Genomic DNA, 19,800 nt, shown 5'->3' with positions numbered 1-19,800 from the left:
CTTCGACCACGGCGACCCGGTTTGCGCAAGGCCGATTTCGCGCTACCTCTATCAAGGCGCGTTGCGCTTGGATTTCCTGTGGTGCATGTCATTATGCCAAAGCCGCTGCGCAGTTTTGGGTCATATGCACTGGGGCGGGCTCGGGAAAAGGGACGTTTGTAGCGATGGCATTGCTCGACCAGATACGTTCGATCTTCGATGGCGACCCCGGCGTGCGCAAGGTGGCCGACGACCCGGTGCTGTCGGCGGAGCTCTTGATGCTGTTTCGCATGATCCTCGCCGACGGTTCGGTGTCGGAGAGCGAGATGGTCGCCTTCCGGCGCATCTGCAAGGACGCGTTCGGCATCCCGGAAACCAGCATCGACGCGGTCATCGAATATCTCAACGAGTTCGGCTACGAGACCAACGGCTCGCAGGCAATCGCGCTGTTTCGCGATCTCGATGTCGAGCGGCGGAAGCTCTTGGCACGCCACATGGCGGAGATCGCCAAGGCCGATTCGAAACTGGCCGAGAGCGAGGTGCGGCTGCTGCGCCGCACGCTCGACCTGCTCGACATCAGCCCGGTCGATGTGGTGAAACCGGAGGAGTAAGGCAGACCAGCCTGCTCACCCTTGCTCTTGCATCCTGCGTGCGATCGCCCGGTGCAGGTCGGGAGCAGCCGCCACCAGCGCCTTGGCCGCTTCCGATTGCGGATGGTCGAGCACATCGCCGGTCTTGCCGCGCTCGACGATCCTGCCGTCATGCATGACCAGCACCTCGTCGGTGATGGCTCGGGCGACGGTCAGATCGTGGGTGATGAAGAGATAGGCGATGCCGAGCTTCTGGTTGAGCTCGGCGAACAGATCGAGGATGTTGGCGCGGATCGAGACATCGAGCGCCGAGACCGGTTCGTCGGCGACAACCAGCTTCGGGCGGGTGATGATGGCGCGGGCGATCGACAGGCGCTGGCGCTGGCCGCCTGAAAATTCATGCGGATATTTATCCATGTCGCTGATGCCGAGGCCTACCTCGTGCAGTGCATGCGCCACCATCTCGCGTCGCTCGGCCGGTGACGTTTTCTTCTCCAGCACATGCAGTGGCTCGGCCACCAGTTTCTCGACCTTCTGGCGCGGGTCGAACGAGCCGTAGGGGTCCTGGAACACCACCTGCATGTCGCGTCGCGCGGCTTTGAGCTCCGCCTCGCTCCTGCCGGTGATGGTCTCGCCGCGAAAGCGGATCGTTCCCGATGTCGATTTGTCGAGCGCCAGGATCATACGGGCAAGCGTGGACTTGCCGCAGCCGGAGCGGCCAACCAGCGCCACAGACTGACCGGGCGTCAACGACAGAGAGACGTCGTCGACAGCACGGATTGGAGGGGCGGGTTTGAACAAAGAGGTGCGTCGGCCGGGATAGTCGCGCGTCACGCCTTCAACCTGGAGCAGCGGTTTGCCCTGGCCGATGGCATGCGTTTTCGGGCGCGCCGGCACATGCATTGAGGCCAGCGCCAGCTGGCGCGTGTAGGGATGCAGCTGTTCCGACAGCGTACGTGCGGTATCGCCGGCCTCCATCACCTCGCCATGGCGCAGGATGGTGATGCGGTCCGCCATCTCGGTCACGACGGCGAGGTCGTGCGAGATCAACAGCAGGCCCATGCGGTTTTCGCTGACAAGGCCCCGCAAGAGGTCGAGGATCTGCGCCTGCAGCACGACGTCCAGCGCCGTCGTTGGCTCGTCGGCGATGAGCAGCTTCGGCTTCAATGCGCAGGCGATGGCGATGACGACGCGCTGGCGCTGGCCGCCTGATAGCTCATGCGGATAGCGCGACAGCGGGAATTTCGCTTCGGGCAGGCCGACACGATCGAGCATCTTGCGCGCCCGGTCCTCGGCTTCGGCGCGGCTTGCCTTGGTGTGCCAGCGTATGCCTTCGGCGACCTGCTCACCGATGGTTTTCACCGGATTGAGCGCCGTCATCGGCTCCTGGAAGACCATACCGATGTCGTCGCCGCGCAGGGCGCACATCTGGTCCTCGGTGGCAGCAAGGATGTCGATGCCGTCGAAGCTGACGCGTCCGCTGGCGCGCGCGGCGTGTGGCAGAAGCTGCATGACGGTCAGCGCCGTCATCGATTTGCCTGAGCCGGATTCGCCGACCAGCCCCGTGACCTCGCCGGGCGCAACGGAGAGTTCGACACCTTTCAGGATCGGCGTGTCGCCGATTGCCAGCGACAGGTTTTCGATCTCCAGCAGGCTCATCGCTGCCGCCGCGATTTGGGGTCGAGGATGTCGGCGATGCCGTCGCCCAGCAGATTGAGCCCGAGCACGGTGATGACGATGGCCATGCCGGGGAAGATCGCCATCCACGGCGCCACCACCATGCGTGTCTGGGCGTCGAACAGCATGCGGCCCCAGCTCGGCATTGGCGGCTGGGCGCCGAGGCCGACATAGGAGAGGCCGGCTTCGGCGAGGATGCCAAGCGCGAACTGGATGGTGCCTTGCACCAGAAGCAGCGTGGCGATGTTGGGCAGCACGTGCTCGATGCTGATCTGCGTCTTGCTTTTGCCTGCAGCGCGGGCGGCGAGGATGAACTCGCGCGGCCAGATCGCCAGCGCGCCGGCGCGGGCGACGCGCGCAAACACCGGAATGTTGAAGATCCCGATGGCGATGATGGCGTTGATCGCGCCCGGGCCGAAGATGGCGGTGATCATGATCGCCGACAACAGCGCGGGGAAGGCGAAGACGAGGTCGTTCAACCGCATCAGCGCCTCGTCGACAAGGCCGCCGCGCGCCGCGGAGAAGGCGCCGAGCGGCACGCCGACGCCCATGCCGATGCCGACCGCGACCAGCGCCACGGCGATCGAATTGCGGGCGCCGACCATGATCATCGACAGGATGTCGCGACCGAAATGATCGGTGCCGAACCAGTGCGCGGCAGACGGCGCGAGCGTCTTGTCCGAGATCACCAGTCTGGTCACGTCGTAAGGCGTCCAGACATAGGAGATGAGCGCCATCGCAGCCACCAGCACAGTGATGGCGAAACCGATGAGAAAGGAGCGGTTGCGGAAGGCCTTGGCCAGGATGCTGCCCAACGTCTCCTCTGGGATGTCGATGTGCAGCGTCATTGCCGGCCTCGCAGGCGCGGATCGACGATGGCATAGGAGATGTCGACAACGAGGTTGACCGCAATGACGGCGACGACCAGCAGCATGACGATGCTTTCGACGACGATCAGGTCGCGCTGGGTGATTGCCTGGAAAACCAGCCGCCCGAGGCCGGGCAGATAAAAGACGTTTTCGATGATGATGGTGCCGGCGAGCAGGAAGGCGAATTGCAGGCCCAGAATGGTCAGCACCGGGATCATCGCATTGCGCAGCGCGTGCCGCCACAGTACGGCGCGGTAGGGCAGGCCTTTGGCGCGGGCGGTGCGGATATAGTCCTCGTTCAGCACCTCGATTAGCGCCGAGCGGGCAACACGGGCCAGGATCGCCGCCTGCGGCAGAGCGAGCGCTACGGCCGGCAGAAGCAGCGATTTCAGCGCCGGCCAAACACCGGCGCTCCAGCCTGGAAAGCCGCCGGCGGGCACCAGCCGCAGCCAGACGGCAAAGAGGTAGATCAGCATCAGCGCAAACCAGAAGTTCGGGATGGCCACGCCGAGCTGGGCCGCGCCCATGGCGATGGTGTCGCCGGCCCGGCCGCGCCGGCTGGCGGAAAAGAGCCCGACCGGAATGGCGATGATGGTGGACAGCGCCAGCGCGATCAGTGCCAGCGGCAGGGAAACCGCCATGCGCTCGCGCACAAGGTCGATGACCGGCACCGAATAGGTGTAGGAGCGGCCGAAATCGAGGCTGAGCAGGCCGCCCACCCAGTTGAGGTAGCGATAGGCCAGCGGCGCGTTGAGGCCCATCTGGTTGCGCAGCAGCTCGACCTGTTCGGCGCTGGCGTTCAGGCCAAGCATCAGCCGCGCGGGGTCGCCGGGCAGGATCTCCAGCACGGCGAACACCACCATCGAGGCCAGGATCAGCGTGGCGATGGCGATGGCGAGGCGTTTGAGGAGGTAGGCGGTCATGGTGGCGGGACTGGGCAAAGGTTGTATTCCCGCCCACCCCACTCTGTCCTGCCGGACATCTCCCCCTCAAGGGGGGAGATTGGCAGTTTCAGCGCTGACGCAACCAATGCAACGTCGGCGATTGGCGAAAGTCGTAATGAAGGCCTGATCTCCCCCCTTGAGGGGGAGATGCCCGGCAGGGCAGAGGGGGGTGTGACGGAGCGCAAGCGTTGCGCCTTGGCCAACAGCCTCACTCGCTCCACTTCACCTTGGTCAGATCATTCGCCTGGATCGGCGCGTTCTCCCACAGTCCTTGCAGCTTGGCGTCCCAGACACCGACCTTCGGCAGCTCGTAGAGGAAGCCGACCACGGCGTCGTCGGCCAGGATCTTCTGGGCTTCTCCGAGCAGCGTGTTGCGCTTGGCGTCGTCGGAGGTGAGGTTCAACTCGGCGATGATCTTGTCGAAGGCCGGATTGTCGTAGTTGAAGTAATAATCCTTGCGCGAGTAGATATCGATGTCGTTCGGCTCGGTGTGGGAGACAATGGTCAGGTCGTAATCCTTCTTGGTGAACACCTGATCCAGCCACTGCGCCCATTCGACCGGAATGATTTCGAGGTCGATGCCGACATCGCGAAGCTCCGACGCAATGATCTCGCCGCCGAGCCGCGCATAGGAGGGCGGTGGCAGTTTCAGCGTCGCTTTGAAGCCGTTCTCCAGGCCGGCCTGTTTCAGCAGTTCCTTGGCCTTGTCGACATTGTGCGGATAGAGGCCGGTGAGGTCGACATAGGCCTTGCTGGCGGGCGACATGTGCGAGCCGATCGGCACGCCGAGCCCGGCCGAGGCACCGTCGATGATCGCCTTGCGGTCGAGCGCAAAAGCAATCGCCTGCCGCACCTCGAGCTTGTCGAAAGGCGGCTTCTTGTTGTTGATCGCCAGAATGGTTTCACCTTCGGTCGAGCCGATCACCACCTTGAAGCGCGGGTCATCCTTGACCTGCGCGACGCTGTCGGGGTCGAAGAAGGGGAAGGCCTGGATGTCGCCGGAGAGCAGCGCCGGCACGGCGGCGGCGGCATCGGGAACGATGCGGAACTCGGCCTTGTCGAGGAACACCGGCGCGCCCCAGTAATTGTCCGATTTGACCAGCGTGATCGACGAGCCCTTGGCCCAGCTCTGGAATTTGAACGGGCCGGTGCCGATCGGCTTTTCCTTGTTGGTGTCGGCGCTCTCGGGCGCCACGATCACCGCGTCGCCCCAGCCCATATTGTAGAGGAACGAACCTTGCGGGTTCTTCAGCGTGACCTTGACCGTCGACGGATCGACGACTTCGACCGTGTCGATGGCGGCAAACAGGCCCTTTTGCGCGTTGACGGAATTGTCGGCGCGGGCGCGGTCGAGCGAGAATTTCACGTCGCTGGCGTCGAAATCGGTGCCGTCATGGAATTTGACGCCGGTGTGCAGCTTGAAGGTGTAGACCTTGCCGTCGTCGGAAATGGCCCAGCTCTCGGCGAGATCGGGCAGAACTTCGCCATTCGGGCCGATGCGGGTCAGGCCTTCGAAGACGTTGGCGTAGAGCACTTCGTCGATTGCCGCGGCGGCACCGGCGGTCGGATCGAGATGTGGCGGCTCGAGCGTAATGCCGATCACCAGGTCGGTGCGCGCGGCAAATGCCTGGCTGCTGGCGGCCAGCGCCAACACCGCCGCGGCAAGAATGGTTTTCCACAATTTCATCGTGCAACTCCCAAATGCTCGAACCCTGGTGCGATAGAAGCGTGATTTCGAGGTGGAGTAAATTGCGTTTCGTGCTCCCCAGTTGTGCCAAGCGGAATGTTTTTCCGGCGAAGTCGGGGTTTAGCCTGTAGCCGTGCCCCTCAGCAGCACATTCAGCCCGATCGCCATCACTTTGGCCGACTCCACCATATCTGAGATACCGACCCATTCGTCGGGCCGGTGGGCGAGATCGAGAATGCCCGGACCATAGGCAATGCAATCGTAGATATGGCCGATGCGGGCAATGTGCTTCTGGTCGTAAGTGCCTGGCGAGATGACATAATCCGGTTCGCGGTCGAAGATCGCCATGATGCCTTGCGCCACCGCCTTGACCACCGGCGCATCGCGCTCGGTCATCAGCGGCAGCACCTCCATCAGGTCGCGGATTTCATAGTCGAATTTTTTGCGCTCGCGCTTCAGCCGATCGAGGATGTCGGTGACCTCGCTTTTGACCGTGGCCAGGTCTTCCTCAAGCAGGAAGCGGCGGTCGATGGTCAGCCGGCAGGCATCCGGCACATTGGGCGAGGGCAGGCCCGGGCGGAAATCCTCGGTCTGGCCGCCATGAATCGAGTTGATGTTCATGGTCGAGCGCTTTGCCCCTTCGGGCACGACAGGCATGCGCGTCACCTTGCGGTCGAGCGCCGGAAACAGTTCGTCCTCGAAGGCCTGCAGCACGGCGCCCATGTGGCGCACCGCATTGTCGCCGAGGAACGGCATCGAACCATGCGCGATCTCGCCCTTGGTCTCGATCTCCGCCCACCAGACACCGCGATGGCCAAGGCAGATTCGGTCCTTGTTCAGCGGCTCGGGAATGATGACGTGATCAACCTTGGGTTTCGAGAAATAGCCGAGCTTAGCCAGGTGGGCGACGCCGCCGAAGCCGCCGGACTCTTCGTCGACCGTGCCCGAGATTTCGATGGCGCCGGGAAAGTCGGGGAAAACCTCCATGAAGGCTTCGGCGGCAATGATCGAGGCGGCCAGCCCGCCCTTCATGTCGCAGGCGCCGCGCCCGTAGACCTTGCCGTCCTTTATCACGCCGGCAAAGGGATCGACGCTCCAGCCTTCGCCGGCTTCGACGACATCTATGTGCGAGTTGAAATGGACGCAGGCGCCGGGCACGCGGCCGTCGAAGCGGGCGACGACATTGACGCGCGGGTAGCGGTCGGTGTCTCCGGGCGTGCCCTCGGCGCGGATGAATTCGGTTTCGAAGCCAAGTTTCCTTAGCCGTGCAGCGATATATTCCGCGCAGGGACGATAGGCTTCACCCGGGGGGTTGATGGTCGGGAAGCGGATCAGGTCGGCGGTAAGCTGGACCAGTTCATCGGAACGGTCGTCGATCGCCTTGAAGAGTCGTTCGTTCATCCCTGGATTTGAGCAGGCAAGGGGATGGTTTTGCAAGTGTCACGCCGCTGGCGAGGAAACTACGTGTTGCGGCGGCAACTATGGCGGGAAAATCGTTCAAATTCGCTGCTTTAGATTGGCGATTTCCTCAAGGAGTGTGTGTTACTTCATTCACCTGCCGTTAAAAAGGTGAAAAACCGCGTGATAACAGAGCAGGCAAGGGGCATCAAAGGGGTTTGATCTCATGACTAAAATCGTTCTCATGGCGGCAGCTTTTGCTGCGATGCTGTTCGGTACGTCCATCGAAAGCCGGGCGGCTTCGCTGGTGGCCAACATCGACGTCTCGTCGCAGACCATGACCGTCAGCCAATATGGCCAGGTGCTTTACCGGTGGAACGTCTCCACCGCGCGCAGCGGCTATTTCACGCCGCGGGGCACCTATCGGCCGCAGCGGACGGCGCGGATGTGGTATTCGAAAAAGTACCACATGTCGCCAATGCCTTATTCGGTGTTCTTCCATGGCGGCTACGCCATCCACGGCACCAATGCGGTAAGGCAGCTCGGGCGTCCGGCCTCGCATGGCTGCGTGCGGCTGCACACGGCCAATGCCGCGGCCTTCTATTCGATGGTCCGCGAAGTCGGCTTCGGCAATACGCGGATCGTGGTGACAAACTAAGCTGGACGAAACAACAAGCAGCTTACAGCGGGCGTCGTTTGCGCCGCTCAAAGCGTTGCAGGAATATCGCATTGGCCTTGAAACCGGGCGTTTGAGCCCGGTTTGTGCACTAATTAAGCCTCGCGTAATGAATGGCAGTGGTAGATGCCAGTAGCGGCGGTATTAGCCGTCAGGGCAATGCGAGGGCTTTCTTGATGTATCGGCTTCTTCTTGGCGCGGCGCTTGCTGCAACCGCTTCATCGGCCTTCGCCGCCGATGCCGTCGCTCCAATCGTCATGGATCCGGCTATCACCCAGCCGCATATTTCCGGTTACGTCGAGGCCTATCTCGGTGGGCTGTACCTGACGGCGTTTGGCCAGCATGAGACGGCGACGACCGCCGGCGGTGCCGGCCGTATCAATTTTCCGATCGATCCCCGGTGGAACGTCCAGGCCGATGCGACCGTCGATTCGCTTTGGGTGCAGGGCGATAATCTCTATGGCTATGGTGGCGCCATTCATGCCTACTGGCGTGATCCAAGCGCCTATGCGTTAGGCGGGTTCGCCTCCCTCACCGGCTTTGGCGGCGACATAGGTGACGAGAACATCTACAGCTTTGCAGTTGGACCCGAGGCCCAAGCCTACTTTGGCAATGTGACCCTCTACGGTCAGGTTTACTATGGCCAGCTTCGGGCCACGGGTGAATCCGAACACTTCGACAATTGGGGTGGCCGGGGCATAGTGCGCTATTTCGCCCAGGACAATCTTCGCTTTGACGGCGAACTCGGCTTTACGAGGGTCTCGGGATTTGGCAACCACCTCGACACGGTCTCTGGGGCGGCACAAGCCATGTACCGGTTTTCCGGGACGCCACTCTCGGTATTTGGACGCTATCAGTTCGACCGTATCTCGGCGGGCGGCATAAGTGAAAACATCCACAAATATGTGGTTGGCCTGCGCGGGAGCTTCGGTTCGGACACGTTGCTTGATGAAGATCGCAACGGCGCCACGATGGATACCTATCGGCCAAACATTATCCTGCCGTTTGGGGGATAACAGATCGAGCGTCGGGGGACGGAGCCAAAGCCGCGGGGAGCAATCTTCGCGGCTTTTGCTTTGCAGCCCGTGCGTTTGCCGCGACCAGCAGATCAGCGCTCGTAGAACGGCTGTTGGCCTAGAGCGGTTCGCCGKTTCACGGAAACGGCGAACCGCTCTATCTCTTTGTTTTTACGCAATTCCCAAGGGAAAGCGCTTCGCGCTTTTCCCGGGAAAACCGCCCACACTTTTCCTGGAATTGCTTTAGTTCGCGGCCGCCTTGGTCTGTCCGCGCCGGCGGCGACGCCGGCCTGATATTTCCCACCTTTTGTGGAACCACATCCACTGTCCCGGGTCCTCGCGCACCCAGCGTTCGACGACGTCGGCGAGCAGTTGGGTGGTGGCTGGGACGTCGACACTGCCGCTCTCATTGCGCGGCAAGGTCAACTTGTCTTCGATCTCGAGGCGGAAGCGGTTGCCTGGCAAGCGGACGCAGCGCGCCGGATAGACGTCGCAATCGTAGTGGCGGGCGAGCATGCCCAACACCGGATTGCTCTGGCATGGGCGGCCAAAGAAGGTCGTCTCCAGCCCGCTGGAGAATTTCTGGTCGACCAGAACGCCGATATTGCCGCCATTCTCGAGAATGGACGCCAGCGCGAAGGAGGCGCCGGTGGAAGAGGGCAGCAGCGCCCCCATGCTCGAGCGGCGGGTCGAGTGGATGTAGTCGGCGAGGTATGGGTTGTTGGGCGGGCGAAACAGCGCCGTGATCTTCATGCCGAAGGTGGCGGCCGCCACCGGCAACAGCTCGAAATTGCCGAGATGGCCGGTGAACAGGATGTGCGGCTTTTCCTCGCCGGCAATCTCATGGAAATGCTCGACGCCGCGGACCTCGACCCGGCCGGGGGTGGTCGCCTTTGGATCATAGTCGAAAAGCGCATCGAGGAAGATGTATTCGGCGGCGAGCCGGGCCATGTTGCCCCACATGTCGGAGGCGATGGCTTCGATCTCGGCTTCACTCTTTTCAGGGTAGGCCAGACGCAAATTATTGATGGCGACGCGGTGGCGGCCGACTCGCGGACCGATCCACCGGGCGGAGCGGTCGGCGAAATTGAGCGCGCTGTCGGCGGGCAAAAGGCGCAGCAGCGAGATGATTGTCATCGCCACACGCGCGGTCACCCAGTGATCCAGCTGGCGCAGTCTTCGGCCATAGCGGAACATGAAGTCCCGGCGGGCTTTCTTGAACACCTTGCCGACCATTGGCCTAGGAAACGCGCAGGATGATCTTGCCGAACACGTCGCGGCCTTCCATTCGCTTCAGCGCGGCGTCGATACCGTCGAAGTCGACTTCAGTGTCGATGACCGGTGCAACCTGTCCGGCCGCCATCTTCTGCATGGCGTTGGCCATGTTCTCCATGCGGCAGCCGAAGGACCCCAGCAGCTTCAGCTGCTGCTGGAACAGCTGCATCAGATTGATCTGCGTCGACACGCCCGAAGTCGAACCGCAGGTGACCAGGCGGCCACCGCGCTTCAGGCACAGCATCGAGGCGGCAAAGGTGTCGGCGCCGACATGTTCGAAGACGACATCGACGCCCTTCTTCTTGGTCAGCTTGCGCACCACGCCCTCGAAACGGTCGTCGCGGTAGTTGATGACATGGTCAGCGCCGAGCGCCTTGGCCTTGTCGATCTTGTCGTTGGAGCCGACCGTGGTGATGATGGTGCAGCCCATCCGTTTGGCCAACTGAATGGCCGCCGAGCCGATGCCGGAGCCACCGGCATGGATGAGGATGGTCTCGCCGGGTTGCAGTTTGGCGTTATCGAACAGCATGTGCTCGACCGTGCCGAAGGTGACGGGCGCGACAGCCGCGCCGACATCGGTCACGCCGGGCGGGGCGGGGACCAGCAGGCGCGCCGGCAGGTTGATCTTCTCCTGGGCGAAACCGTCGAGATGGAAGCCATGCACGCCCGAGACATGTTCGCAGAGATTGTCGCGGCCTTCGCGGCAGGCGCGGCAGAGGCCGCAGGTGCGGGCGCCATAGATCGACACCAATTGCCCGGGCAGCAGGCTGGATACGCCTGGACCGACGGCCTCGACCTCGCCGGAAGCTTCGGCGCCGACGACCAGCGGCAGCTTGCGCTTGGCGAAGGCCATGCCGCGCCAGCCCCAGACGTCGATATGGTTCAGCGCCACAGCCTTGATGCGCAGCGTCACTTCGCCCAGTGCAGGGGGCGGCGGGGGCGGCAGGTCCACCGTTTCAAGACGGCGGTCCTCGATAAGTTGCAGTGCGCGCATGGGGCCTGTCGGTTCTGTTCGAGCTGAACGGCTCGCTTAGACCGGTTCCCGCGCCATGACAAGGCAGGTGTTCTGGCCGCCGAAGCCGAAGGAGTTCGACAAAACGCTGCGAACGTCGGCATTGCGCTTCTTGTTCGGCACCACGTCGAGCACGATTGCCGGGTCGGGATTGTCGTAGTTGATGGTCGGCGGAATGACGCTTTCGCGCATGGTCATCAGCGAAAATGCCGCTTCGACCGCGCCGGCGGCCGACAGCGTGTGGCCGATCATCGACTTGTTCGACGAGATCGGCATCGAGCCGATCCGTTCGCCGAAGACGGTCGACAGCGACAGATGCTCCATCTTGTCGTTTTCCGGCGTCGAGGTGCCGTGGGCGTTGACATAGTCGATCTCGTCCTCGCTCAAACCGGCGTCAGCAAGGGCGGCGCGAACGGCTGCGATCGCCGGCGAACCGTCGGGCTTGGAGCGGGTGCGGTGGAAATCGTCGGCCTTTTCGCCGCAGCCGCGCAGGATGCCAAGAACGCTGGCGCCACGGGCAAGGGCAGCCTCCAACGATTCCAGCACCAGCGCGCCGGAGCCTTCGGCCAGCACAAAGCCGTCGCGGTCCTTGGAAAAGGGCTTTGAGGCTTTTTCCGGAATGTCGTTGTGGGTCGAAAGGGCCGACAGCAGCGAGAAGCGGATCAGCGCCTCGGCGGTTGCCGAACCGTCGGCGCCGATCGACAGCGCCCGGTCGCATTCGCCGCGGCGGATCGCCTCGACGCCGAGCTGGATGGCGGTGGCGCCCGAGGCGCAGGCCGTCGACAGTGTGATTGGCAGGCCGCGCGTGCCAAACCGGTCGGCCAGCCGATCGGCGATCGAGCCGAACTGCGTGGTCTCGAATACATCCAGTTCCTTCAGCCCGCGCGCCACCCTGAGCAGCCTTTCGGCGCCGGCGCCCTGGCCATCGGAATTGTAGAGCGAGAAGCGATCGTGCCAGTCGAGTTCGACCGGCGGCGAGGCGAGGAAGAGCGGCCCACCGAAGTCAGAGGAATCGAGGCCGGATTCGGCCACGGCCTCATTCGCTGCGGTTTCAGCCAGCTCGTAGGTCAGCAGGCTGGCGCCCTTCGAGCTTGAATCGAGGAAATCGACCATGCCGGAGATGCGGGTGTTGAGGTGATCGACAGGAAAGCGGGTGATCGGGTGGATGCCCGATTTGCCGGAGGTCAACGCTGCCCAATTGTCTGCCTTGCCGACACCGAGCGAGGTCACCACGCCGATTCCGGTGACGGCGACGATCGGCCTGCCCATGTGATCTCTGAGATTGGCCATAAGAGCCCTCTTGTCCCTATTGCACGACCGCGCAGAACCGCCTCAGGCGGCGTTGACCAGCGCCATGCCCTCGAATTGGTGATAGCCGATCGCCGTTGCAAGCACGGTTTGCGGAATGCCTTCGAACGCCTTCTCGGCCGCGGCGTCGAAAACGGGGTAGGCGGCCTTGCGGTCGACGGCCAGAGCGGCGAGCGCCACGGCGAAGGGAAACTGGGCTTCCTTCATATGGCCGGTCAGTGTCGCGAAGCCGCGCGCCGAAATCGCCGGATTGGCATCGAGCGCTGCCTTTTCGGATGACGTTGCTGTATGCGCGCCGGATGCACCGGACAGGGCAAGCAGCTTGCCGTTGGGAAGCGCCGCCTGTTTGAGCAAGGCTGCGATCTCGGCGTCGAGTTCGCCGCGCGAGCGCCGCGCGCGGCCGGAGACGACCGGTCCGAGCTCGGCATAGATCTTGCGGCCACGGCTTTGCGCATGCTCGCGCTGCTCCAGCACCAGGAAGGCACCGCCGGAGCCGGAGACCAGACCACCGCCTTCGGCGCCCTGTCTTTGCCAGACCGGCTTCCATGGGCCACGGTGCAGGTAGCCGGCCAGTTCATAGCCGAGCAGCATGTCGGAATGTTCGGTCTGGAAGGCGCCGCCAACCAGGATGTGTGTCGACTGTCCCGAGCGGATACGCGCGGCGGCCGTTTCAACGGCGGCGACACCAGCCCCTTCCTCGCCCATGAAGGTCCTGGACGATCCCGTCACCTTGTGGACGATGGAGATGTTGCCGGCGAGCAAATTGGAGAGCTGGGCCAAAAACAGCGTCGGCCGCAATTCGGTGGTCAGTTTCTCGTTGAGCAGCACGTCACGGTCGTTGCGGCTTTCGGAAGCGGCGAGGATGGCGGCATCGACGGCCTCGTCGCGCTCGCCGCCACCGGCGGCCACCACCATGTCCATGGTCGTGCAGAGTTCGTCATTGCCCTTGATGCCGGCGTCGTCCAGCGCCAGGCCGGCGGCATAGGTGCCGAGCCGCTGCCAGGTCTCCATCTGCCGCTGGTCGCCGCGCTTGGCGATCTGCAGGTTCCAGTCGATCTCGGGCAGCGGATGCACGGTGTAGGGCGCAAAGCGCGCGGCCTCGAGCACCGGCTGCAGGCCGGGCTGCGCCAGCTTCTGCCAGTGGGCGTCAGGGCCTTCTCCAAGCGAGGAGACAAGGCCAATGCCGGTGATGACGACGTCGCGGGGGCTGCTCATGTGCGGCTTTGTGGGTCAGGCGGCGCAGCCCGTCAAGGCCGCGCGCCAGCCGATATCAGGCGGTCTTGGCGGCGACCAGCGCGTCGATCTTGGCGCACAGGTTCTTCATGACGAAGTAATCGTCGGTCGAAGCCTTGCCGTCATTGACTTCCTGGGTCCACTTTTCCAGCGGCACCTTGATGCCGAATTCCTTGTCGATGGCAAAGACGATGTCGAGGAAATCGAGACTGTCGATGCCGAGATCGTCGATCGTGTGGCTCTCGGGGGTGATGGTGTCGATATCGATCTCGCTGGTGTCGGCAATGATCTTGGCGACTTTCTCGAACGTGGTGGACAAGGGCTCTTCCTTCGGTTGCGGGCGGAATCTGTCCGCATCTGGTTTGGGCGCTGTCTAATCGGTTTTTCCCGGCAGGAAAAGGCCTGATGCGCCGGGCGCAGATGGGGAGGGGTCTCAAGAAACGCAAGAAGGGCCGCCGGCGAACCCGGCGGCCCTTCCCGTTGACGTCACGTCAGCTCAGCTCTCGCGGAGCTTGACGATGTCGTTGAGCAGTCCGCCCGTCCCGTTGTGGACGGTCAGCCGCTCGACCTTGCCGGCGATGGTTTCCAGAGCCTCGAGCTCCTTCAACCGCAGCATCACCGGGTTTTCGGCCATCACCCGGGCCGTGTTGAGCAGCGAACGCGTGGCGTTCGTCTCCTCGCGGCGGCGGATGACGTTGGCCTCGGCCTGCTTTTCGGCCGAAACCACCTGGTTGAGGATCTCGCGCATCTCGCCCGGCAGGATCACATCCTTGAGGGCGATATCGCTGACCTCGACCCCGATCGCGGCCATATCGGCACGGACCTTGGCCGCCGCCTCCTCATCGACCGTCACCTTCTTTTCAAGGGGATCTGGTCGAGCGTCAGCGCGCCAAGCGTCTTGCGGAAGGCGTACTGCAGGGCGCGGTAAAGGGCTTCGGAGAAGTCCTTCACCATGCTCATCGCCTTGACCGGGTCGATGACCTGGTATTCGGCGGCGATGTTGACGCGGATCGTCACGCGATCCTTGGTCAGCACTTCCTGCCCGGCGACATCGAGCGACTGGCGCTTGAGGTCGACCACCTTCACCTGCACCATCCGCCCGACGTTCCAGAACGCATGCACGCCGGCAGCGAGCGTGCGCACCAGCACACCGTCGACGAACAGCAGTCCGGCCTGGCCGTCGACAACCGGATGGACGGACATCAATTCCGTCTTCCGCGCCTGGCCGAGCCGGCGCATCACCGCCGGGTCGATGGCGAGATCGACTGCGGTGTCGACCGACGTCACCTTCCACGGCCCGGCATCCGTCCACAGCACAAGCTTGCGGTCCGGCGCCAGCACGGCATGGAGGTTGCCGTCACGCTCGATGACGGCGACATCCGTGCGCCCGGTGCGAACGACGGTGAAATGACGCGCGGCCACATCCGGGAGCTTGTCGAACAAGGCCTTCTCGTACGCCGAAACGAATTCCGGGTTCTTCAGATCGTGCCGCGATACTTCGAGGTTGCCGCGCCGGTTGACGAGCGAATGCTCGCCCGGCAGCAGGACAGCCTTGATCTCCCCCTTGTAGAGGGTGAGGGCACGTTCGTTTTCCTTTACGAGGACGCGCTCGCGTCCAAGAACCTTGTCGAGAATAGTCGTCATTGTCTTGCTCCTGTCGGGCATGGCCCCATGCGAGGCGTCACGTCATGCGTCGATCTTCCTTCTCGTTTCTCGTTTCACTTCGTCGTTCCCGGCACGAATGATCCGGGGACCGGTGGCATCAAGCCGCGGCGGGCCTTCGGGAGCGGATCGCGGGGCAGTGAAGCGAGCGCCGGAGGCCGAAGCCTCCCTTGCCGGCGACGCTGCGCCTCGATCGTCACCGCGGGCCTGGCCGCGAACCGATGGCGTCGGACCTTTCGATACGGCCTCCGCCCGTGGGCTTTAGCCGCCTTGAGGTCTTCAGCATTCCGGTCCCCGGACCGTTTTTCGGATAACACCTGGCAGGGGTGTTGGCTTTTCAGGCCAGTGGAGAAGGAATCGAACCTTCGACAATCAGATTAAACGTCTGACGCTCTAACCAAACTGAGCTATCCGTGGTGCAAACGGCAGGACTCGAACCTGCGACCTCCGGATCAAATCCGGCGCTCTCCCTCTGAGCTACATCCGCGATCCCAATCCCCAAAACGGCGCCGTATACAGGGCGGCAAAGCCGCCTGCACGGGCGGAGACGAAAGCTCCAACCGTTGTGCTCGCTTCGGTTTTCGTGACCGGGAGCGCGCCTATAGACCCTGCGACGGGTTGTCGCAAGCGGCATTGTCGGGGCGAATTTGCGGCTTCTTTCGGTGGTGGTATTTCGGCAACAGTGCGCAGGGCTGGCGGGCTTGTCAGAAAGTGACGCGGCCAAGCACGCGCAAGCCGTCGCCTTGCGGCTCCACCACCACCGCTTCGCCTTCGCGCGGCGACACGCCGGTCAGCGCCTGGATGTTTTCCAGATGGGTGACCATGACCAGATTGTCCGAGCCAGAATAGGCGCGGATTTCCTTCATGACCGCGTCGAGTTGCGCCGCCTTTTCGGTGGGATCGCTCTTCAGGAGGTCGAGGGGTGCAAAAAGCTCCGGTTCCGCTTCGAAGGCGATGCGGGCGGTGTCGAGGCAGCGGCAATAGCGGCTGGACAGCACGCGCTCCACGGGAGCGGAACGAGCGCCGAACAAGGCGCCAATCTTGTTTGCTTGCTGCTTGCCGCGTGCCGACAGATTGACCTGGGTCGCACAGTTGCCGATGTCGAAATTGGCGGGGTCGGTGGTGCCGGTGACCAGCGCATGGCGCAGCAGCACGACACGGCCGCCGTCGCGCAGCAACGCCCAGCCGGCGTCCGTCGCATGGGCAACTGCCGGAACGGCAAGCAGGAACAGCGCCAGCACAAATCGAATCATCGGTTTCCTCTAGGGAGCCAGAAATCGGCTCCCGTTATTCGCATATAGGGATCGGAAAGCCGGCACAAAGACAAGCGACAGGCTGACAGTAGGCTCGCAGCCTCACATTTTCGCCATCTGCTTCTTCACCAGATCGATCTTCTTGTCGGTCAGCGGGATGGCCATCGTGACGCCGCCTTCGGTGTAGCCCTGCTTGGCATTTTCGAAGAAGGCGATCGCCTTTTGAAAATCGGCCTTGCCACCGCCATAGGTGCCGCGGTTCCAGTAGACGTCGCCGAGATTGTTCTGCTGGCCGGCCCATTGCAGCGGCAGGCTCTCGCGGGTGAACACTTTCAGCGTTGCCGTGAAGGCAGCCTCGGCCTCGTCGAGATATTTGCCGGTTCGTTCGAGATTGCCGAGATTGAGCAGGGTCGTGCCGATGCCACTCTCGGCGTTCGCCCAGTCGACGGGGGCTGTTTCGGCGGTCAGCACTTCGAGCGCTGCCCTGCGTGCGGCGATCGAATCGGCCAGGTCTTTGGCATCGCCGTTGTTGAGCCCGTGCCAGCTCAGCGCCGAGCCGAGGCCGGCCTGGCTTAGCGCCCATAGCCGCGGCACCGTCTCGCGCTTGTGCTCGCGCAAGGCGTCGCGAAAGGCCCCGACCGCCTGGTCGTAATAGTCCGGTTTATCGGAGAGCACGCCGAGCAGCATCAGCGTGTTGCCGAGATTGTAGTAGCAGTTTGCCCAGTCGAGGGGGAATTTCCGCCTGACATAGACCTGCCGCGCCGCCTGAAACGCGGCGACCGATTGTTCGAGCCTGGCCACATCCTGGGTGCGCTGGCCAAGCGTCTGGTAGATCGAGCCGAGATTGTTCTGCGCCGAGGCCCAGTCCATCGGAAAGCGCCGGCGGGTGAACACCGTCAGCGCATCGTCATAGGCGGCTGCCGCCTCTTCCAGCGCGCCGGTGCCGATCTCAAAGCGGGCGGCGCCGCTCAGTGCATTGCCGAGGTTGAGCCGGGTGGTGGCCCAGGAGATCGGGAAAGTTTCGCGGGTTCGCACCTCAAGCGCGGCGCGGAAAGCAGCTGCCGCCGCGTCGATCTTGGCCTTGTCGTTCAGCTGGGTGCCTTGAGTGACCAACGTGTTGCCGAGATTGTTCTGGACCATTGCCCACTGCACCGGGGTCTTTTCGCGCGTGTATTCCTCCAGCGCCAGCCGGTAGGCGGCCTCGGCTTGAGCCAGGCGCTCGCCGCCCGGTTCGCGCTCGGACAGCGCGTAGAGCGCGATGCCGAGATTCATCTGCGCCGAGGCCCAGTCCAATGGCAGCTTGTCGCGCGGGCGCTTCTCCAGCGTGGCGCGCATCGCCGCCACGGCCTCGTTCAAACGCTTCGGGTCGCTCTCGCGTTCGCCGATCTTCAACAGGACACTGCCGAGATTGCCTTGCGCGGCAGCCCAGTTGGTATCGTCCTTCTCGCGTTCGAACACGGCGAGCGAATCGCGAAAGATCTGTGCGGCTTCCTCGAGATGCGCGGTGTCGGTCTCGCGCTCTCCAATGGTCCACAGCACGGCCGCCTTGTTGTTGCGGGTGATCGCCCAGTCGCGATTGTGTTCGCCATTGGGGATATAGCCGAGGATCACATCATAGGCCTTGAGGGAGCGCTGCAGCGCATCGAGATCGCCGGTCGCGTCGCCATGGGCGCCGAGCGCCTCGGCCTCCTGGTTCTTGTAGTTCCAGCGCAGCTTTTCGTCCCATTTCTCGACCAGCGAGAATGCCTTGGCGTAATCGGTGGCGGCGGATTTGTAGTCGAAGACCAGTGCCGAAGCGTCGGCGCGCTTGGCATAGATGGCGGCATCGGCGATGCGCTTCTTGCGCAGCAGATCCTCGGCCTCGTCAACCGCACCGCTGTTTTCCTCGACCCGGCCGACCGCGTCATCGAGGAATTTGCGCGCCGTCATCATGGCACCCTGGCCGATGGCCTTGTCGGCGGACGCGACCAGGCGCGAGATCTCAGGGTCGTCGGTGCGCAGCGCCGCGCGCTCGGCCATCATCTTCTTCAGGCGTTCGGCCTGGCCGTCGAGCACCTTTTGCAGGTCGGTCGGGTCTTCGGGGATCTTTTCCGTGCCGAGCGCCTTGAGCACGCCGTAGAGCGCATCGAGCGGCACGCCATCCTGCAGCGAGGCCAGCTCCACCTGCGCCCGCTTGGGGTCGGGCAGGTCGGAAATGGTCAGCAGCAATTGCCGCCGCTCGCCGGTGATCAGCCCGTCATCGCCGGTCGGCTCCGGCGGCGCGACGCCGAAATAGAGCAGCCGGCGCAGGCTCTCATTGACCCAGGGGCGCTGCTTTGCCTTGGTGTCGAGATAGACCTCTTCGGTCACCATGCGCATGACCGAGCCGAATTCCGTACCCTTCATCGCGGTGAGATGGCGCAGCAGGGCGGCGGCGTAGGGGCTGTTTTCGCCGGCGGCGCCATCGAGCGCCGGGCGGCCCGGTTCGGCGGCAAAGCCGACCACGGTGCCGAGGCTGGCATCCTCCGCCGAGGCGTTGCCAAGCGCCTTGGCGCCGCGCACCGGTTCAAGTCCGCCAGCGCCAATGGGCTCGGCGGATGCCGTCGGCGCCCGGCGCACGACCGCGTCGGCCGGAAACGGATTGGTGCGGCAGGCGTCGAGCAGCACGATCGTCACCGGCACGGTCTTCTTCAATTCGTCCATGACGGCGGAAATCGGCACCAGCGCCTCACCGGCATTTTTCAGCGAGGAGACGTCGGCGTCGACCGGCACCAGATAGTTCTCGCCGCCGGCTTCGATGCCGTGGCCGGAATAATAGATGAAGGCGACGTCGGCACCTTCGGCGTCCTCGGTGAACCGCTCCAGGTCGCGCTTCAGCTTGGCGGCATCGCGATCGGTGACGTTGCGGGCATCGAAGCCGAGGTCGGTCAGCATCTTGGCCATGTCGCGGGCATCGTTGGCCGGATTGGCAAGGGCTGCGATATGGTCGTATTTCGACTGGCCGATGATCAGCGCCACGCCCTTGAGGCTTTTGGTCTCGGCGGCCTGAGCCACAGATACGGCAAGGCAAAGCAGCACGGCGACGAAAGCCGTCAGCCGCCGGACAAGATTGCCTTTCGAGATGCCGACAAAGGCCATTTGTCGTTTCGTCCGCCCAATGATCCAAACCCTCTATAAGCCTGCCGGCCGACGATGATCAAATTCAGGCGCGATTGCGCCGCGAGCATGGCTCGCTTATCCCT

Annotated in this window: 17 protein-coding genes and 2 tRNA genes; 3 read left to right on the top strand and 16 right to left on the bottom strand. The window is 63.4% G+C overall.

All coding sequences use genetic code 11. The features are described from left to right. Positions 1–164: 164 nt before the first annotated feature. Positions 165–590 carry a TerB family tellurite resistance protein gene (locus AC1DYC_RS09035; protein ID WP_477280825.1) on the top strand — a complete coding sequence of 142 codons (426 nt, stop codon included), beginning with the start codon at positions 165–167 and terminating at the stop codon, positions 588–590. Between the two features lie 15 nt (positions 591–605). On the opposite strand, the gene AC1DYC_RS09030 is transcribed toward AC1DYC_RS09035, so the two are convergent. From AC1DYC_RS09030 to AC1DYC_RS09010, 5 genes are all read right to left on the bottom strand, one after another. Then, positions 606–2,228, bottom strand: a complete 1,623-nt coding sequence (locus AC1DYC_RS09030) for an ABC transporter ATP-binding protein (RefSeq protein ID WP_477405572.1) — start codon at positions 2,226–2,228, stop codon at positions 606–608. Further along, positions 2,225–3,094 (bottom strand): ABC transporter permease, encoded by an 870-nt coding sequence (locus AC1DYC_RS09025; RefSeq protein ID WP_477405570.1) that lies wholly within the window; start codon positions 3,092–3,094, stop codon positions 2,225–2,227. Before AC1DYC_RS09025 ends, AC1DYC_RS09030 begins: the two co-directional genes overlap by 4 nt. Then, positions 3,091–4,038 (bottom strand): ABC transporter permease, encoded by a 948-nt coding sequence (locus tag AC1DYC_RS09020; protein WP_477405568.1) that lies wholly within the window; start codon positions 4,036–4,038, stop codon positions 3,091–3,093. Before AC1DYC_RS09020 ends, AC1DYC_RS09025 begins: the two co-directional genes overlap by 4 nt. Before the next feature lie 229 nt (positions 4,039–4,267). Then, positions 4,268–5,746 (bottom strand): ABC transporter substrate-binding protein, encoded by a 1,479-nt coding sequence (locus AC1DYC_RS09015; protein ID WP_477405566.1) that lies wholly within the window; start codon positions 5,744–5,746, stop codon positions 4,268–4,270. Positions 5,747–5,866: 120 nt separating this feature from the next. Further along, on the bottom strand, positions 5,867–7,147 hold the full coding sequence (locus AC1DYC_RS09010; RefSeq protein ID WP_477405564.1) for an acetylornithine deacetylase/succinyl-diaminopimelate desuccinylase family protein: 1,281 nt from the start codon (positions 7,145–7,147) through the stop codon (positions 5,867–5,869). Between the two features lie 223 nt (positions 7,148–7,370). On the opposite strand from AC1DYC_RS09010, the gene AC1DYC_RS09005 reads away from it, so the two are divergent. Further along, positions 7,371–7,802: a L,D-transpeptidase gene (locus AC1DYC_RS09005; protein ID WP_477307343.1), complete on the top strand. Its 432-nt coding sequence runs from the start codon at positions 7,371–7,373 to the stop codon at positions 7,800–7,802. 131 nt (positions 7,803–7,933) lie between these two features. Further along, positions 7,934–8,836, top strand: coding sequence for a hypothetical protein (locus AC1DYC_RS09000; RefSeq protein ID WP_477405562.1), 903 nt, complete (start codon positions 7,934–7,936; stop codon positions 8,834–8,836). A gap of 243 nt (positions 8,837–9,079) precedes the next feature. Here the strand turns inward: AC1DYC_RS09000 and AC1DYC_RS08995 are convergent, their stop codons facing one another. The 11 genes from AC1DYC_RS08995 to AC1DYC_RS08945 all read right to left on the bottom strand — a co-directional run bounded on the left by AC1DYC_RS08995 (position 9,080) and on the right by AC1DYC_RS08945 (position 19,696). Beyond that, positions 9,080–10,072, bottom strand: a complete 993-nt coding sequence (locus AC1DYC_RS08995) for a lipid A biosynthesis lauroyl acyltransferase (protein ID WP_477405560.1) — start codon at positions 10,070–10,072, stop codon at positions 9,080–9,082. 4 nt (positions 10,073–10,076) lie between these two features. Continuing rightward, positions 10,077–11,105 carry a zinc-binding dehydrogenase gene (locus AC1DYC_RS08990; RefSeq protein WP_477341999.1) on the bottom strand — a complete coding sequence of 343 codons (1,029 nt, stop codon included), beginning with the start codon at positions 11,103–11,105 and terminating at the stop codon, positions 10,077–10,079. 36 nt (positions 11,106–11,141) lie between these two features. Continuing rightward, complete coding sequence (locus tag AC1DYC_RS08985) at positions 11,142–12,413, bottom strand: beta-ketoacyl-ACP synthase (RefSeq protein WP_477405558.1); 1,272 nt, start codon at positions 12,411–12,413, stop codon at positions 11,142–11,144. 42 nt (positions 12,414–12,455) lie between these two features. After that, the gene (locus AC1DYC_RS08980; protein ID WP_477405556.1) at positions 12,456–13,646 is read right to left on the bottom strand and encodes a beta-ketoacyl-ACP synthase; all 1,191 of its coding nucleotides are present in this window, start codon (positions 13,644–13,646) and stop codon (positions 12,456–12,458) included. Positions 13,647–13,701: 55 nt separating this feature from the next. Then, entirely contained in the window at positions 13,702–13,983 is a 282-nt protein-coding gene (locus AC1DYC_RS08975; RefSeq protein ID WP_181056006.1) for an acyl carrier protein, read from the bottom strand. A 177-nt stretch (positions 13,984–14,160) separates the two neighbouring features. Further along, entirely contained in the window at positions 14,161–14,517 is a 357-nt protein-coding gene (locus tag AC1DYC_RS08970; protein WP_477405554.1) for an SPFH domain-containing protein, read from the bottom strand. Next, on the bottom strand, positions 14,514–15,308 hold the full coding sequence (locus AC1DYC_RS08965) for an SPFH domain-containing protein (protein ID WP_477405552.1): 795 nt from the start codon (positions 15,306–15,308) through the stop codon (positions 14,514–14,516). The genes AC1DYC_RS08970 and AC1DYC_RS08965 overlap by 4 nt, the downstream gene beginning before the upstream one ends. Positions 15,309–15,668: 360 nt before the next feature. Further along, positions 15,669–15,738: transfer RNA gene (locus AC1DYC_RS08960), tRNA-Lys, on the bottom strand. A 2-nt stretch (positions 15,739–15,740) separates the two neighbouring features. Further along, positions 15,741–15,813, bottom strand: a tRNA-Gln gene (locus tag AC1DYC_RS08955). A 217-nt stretch (positions 15,814–16,030) separates the two neighbouring features. Then, positions 16,031–16,579, bottom strand: a complete 549-nt coding sequence (locus AC1DYC_RS08950) for a histidine phosphatase family protein (protein WP_477405550.1) — start codon at positions 16,577–16,579, stop codon at positions 16,031–16,033. A gap of 102 nt (positions 16,580–16,681) precedes the next feature. After that, positions 16,682–19,696, bottom strand: coding sequence for a caspase family protein (locus AC1DYC_RS08945; protein ID WP_477405548.1), 3,015 nt, complete (start codon positions 19,694–19,696; stop codon positions 16,682–16,684). Positions 19,697–19,800 lie beyond the last annotated feature (104 nt).

Source organism: Mesorhizobium sp. P2_E7, assembly GCF_056403855.1.
This window is presented reverse-complemented; position numbering and strand designations above follow the sequence as displayed.

What these genes read in the sequence shown, in the direction of transcription:
- AC1DYC_RS08980 (WP_477405556.1), bottom strand. Translation starts at nt 13,646, where the DNA reads ATGAGCAGCCCCCGCGACGTCGTCATCACCGGCATTGGCCTTGTCTCC.
- AC1DYC_RS08990 (WP_477341999.1), bottom strand. Translation starts at nt 11,105, where the DNA reads ATGCGCGCACTGCAACTTATCGAGGACCGCCGTCTTGAAACGGTGGAC.
- AC1DYC_RS09025 (WP_477405570.1), bottom strand. Translation starts at nt 3,094, where the DNA reads ATGACGCTGCACATCGACATCCCAGAGGAGACGTTGGGCAGCATCCTG.
- AC1DYC_RS09005 (WP_477307343.1), top strand. Translation starts at nt 7,371, where the DNA reads ATGACTAAAATCGTTCTCATGGCGGCAGCTTTTGCTGCGATGCTGTTC.
- AC1DYC_RS08965 (WP_477405552.1), bottom strand. Translation starts at nt 15,308, where the DNA reads ATGACGACTATTCTCGACAAGGTTCTTGGACGCGAGCGCGTCCTCGTA.
- AC1DYC_RS09010 (WP_477405564.1), bottom strand. Translation starts at nt 7,147, where the DNA reads ATGAACGAACGACTCTTCAAGGCGATCGACGACCGTTCCGATGAACTG.
- AC1DYC_RS09000 (WP_477405562.1), top strand. Translation starts at nt 7,934, where the DNA reads ATGGCAGTGGTAGATGCCAGTAGCGGCGGTATTAGCCGTCAGGGCAAT.
- AC1DYC_RS09015 (WP_477405566.1), bottom strand. Translation starts at nt 5,746, where the DNA reads ATGAAATTGTGGAAAACCATTCTTGCCGCGGCGGTGTTGGCGCTGGCC.
- AC1DYC_RS09030 (WP_477405572.1), bottom strand. Translation starts at nt 2,228, where the DNA reads ATGAGCCTGCTGGAGATCGAAAACCTGTCGCTGGCAATCGGCGACACG.
- AC1DYC_RS09035 (WP_477280825.1), top strand. Translation starts at nt 165, where the DNA reads ATGGCATTGCTCGACCAGATACGTTCGATCTTCGATGGCGACCCCGGC.
- AC1DYC_RS08995 (WP_477405560.1), bottom strand. Translation starts at nt 10,072, where the DNA reads ATGGTCGGCAAGGTGTTCAAGAAAGCCCGCCGGGACTTCATGTTCCGC.
- AC1DYC_RS08950 (WP_477405550.1), bottom strand. Translation starts at nt 16,579, where the DNA reads ATGATTCGATTTGTGCTGGCGCTGTTCCTGCTTGCCGTTCCGGCAGTT.
- AC1DYC_RS08945 (WP_477405548.1), bottom strand. Translation starts at nt 19,696, where the DNA reads ATGGCCTTTGTCGGCATCTCGAAAGGCAATCTTGTCCGGCGGCTGACG.
- AC1DYC_RS08985 (WP_477405558.1), bottom strand. Translation starts at nt 12,413, where the DNA reads ATGGCCAATCTCAGAGATCACATGGGCAGGCCGATCGTCGCCGTCACC.
- AC1DYC_RS09020 (WP_477405568.1), bottom strand. Translation starts at nt 4,038, where the DNA reads ATGACCGCCTACCTCCTCAAACGCCTCGCCATCGCCATCGCCACGCTG.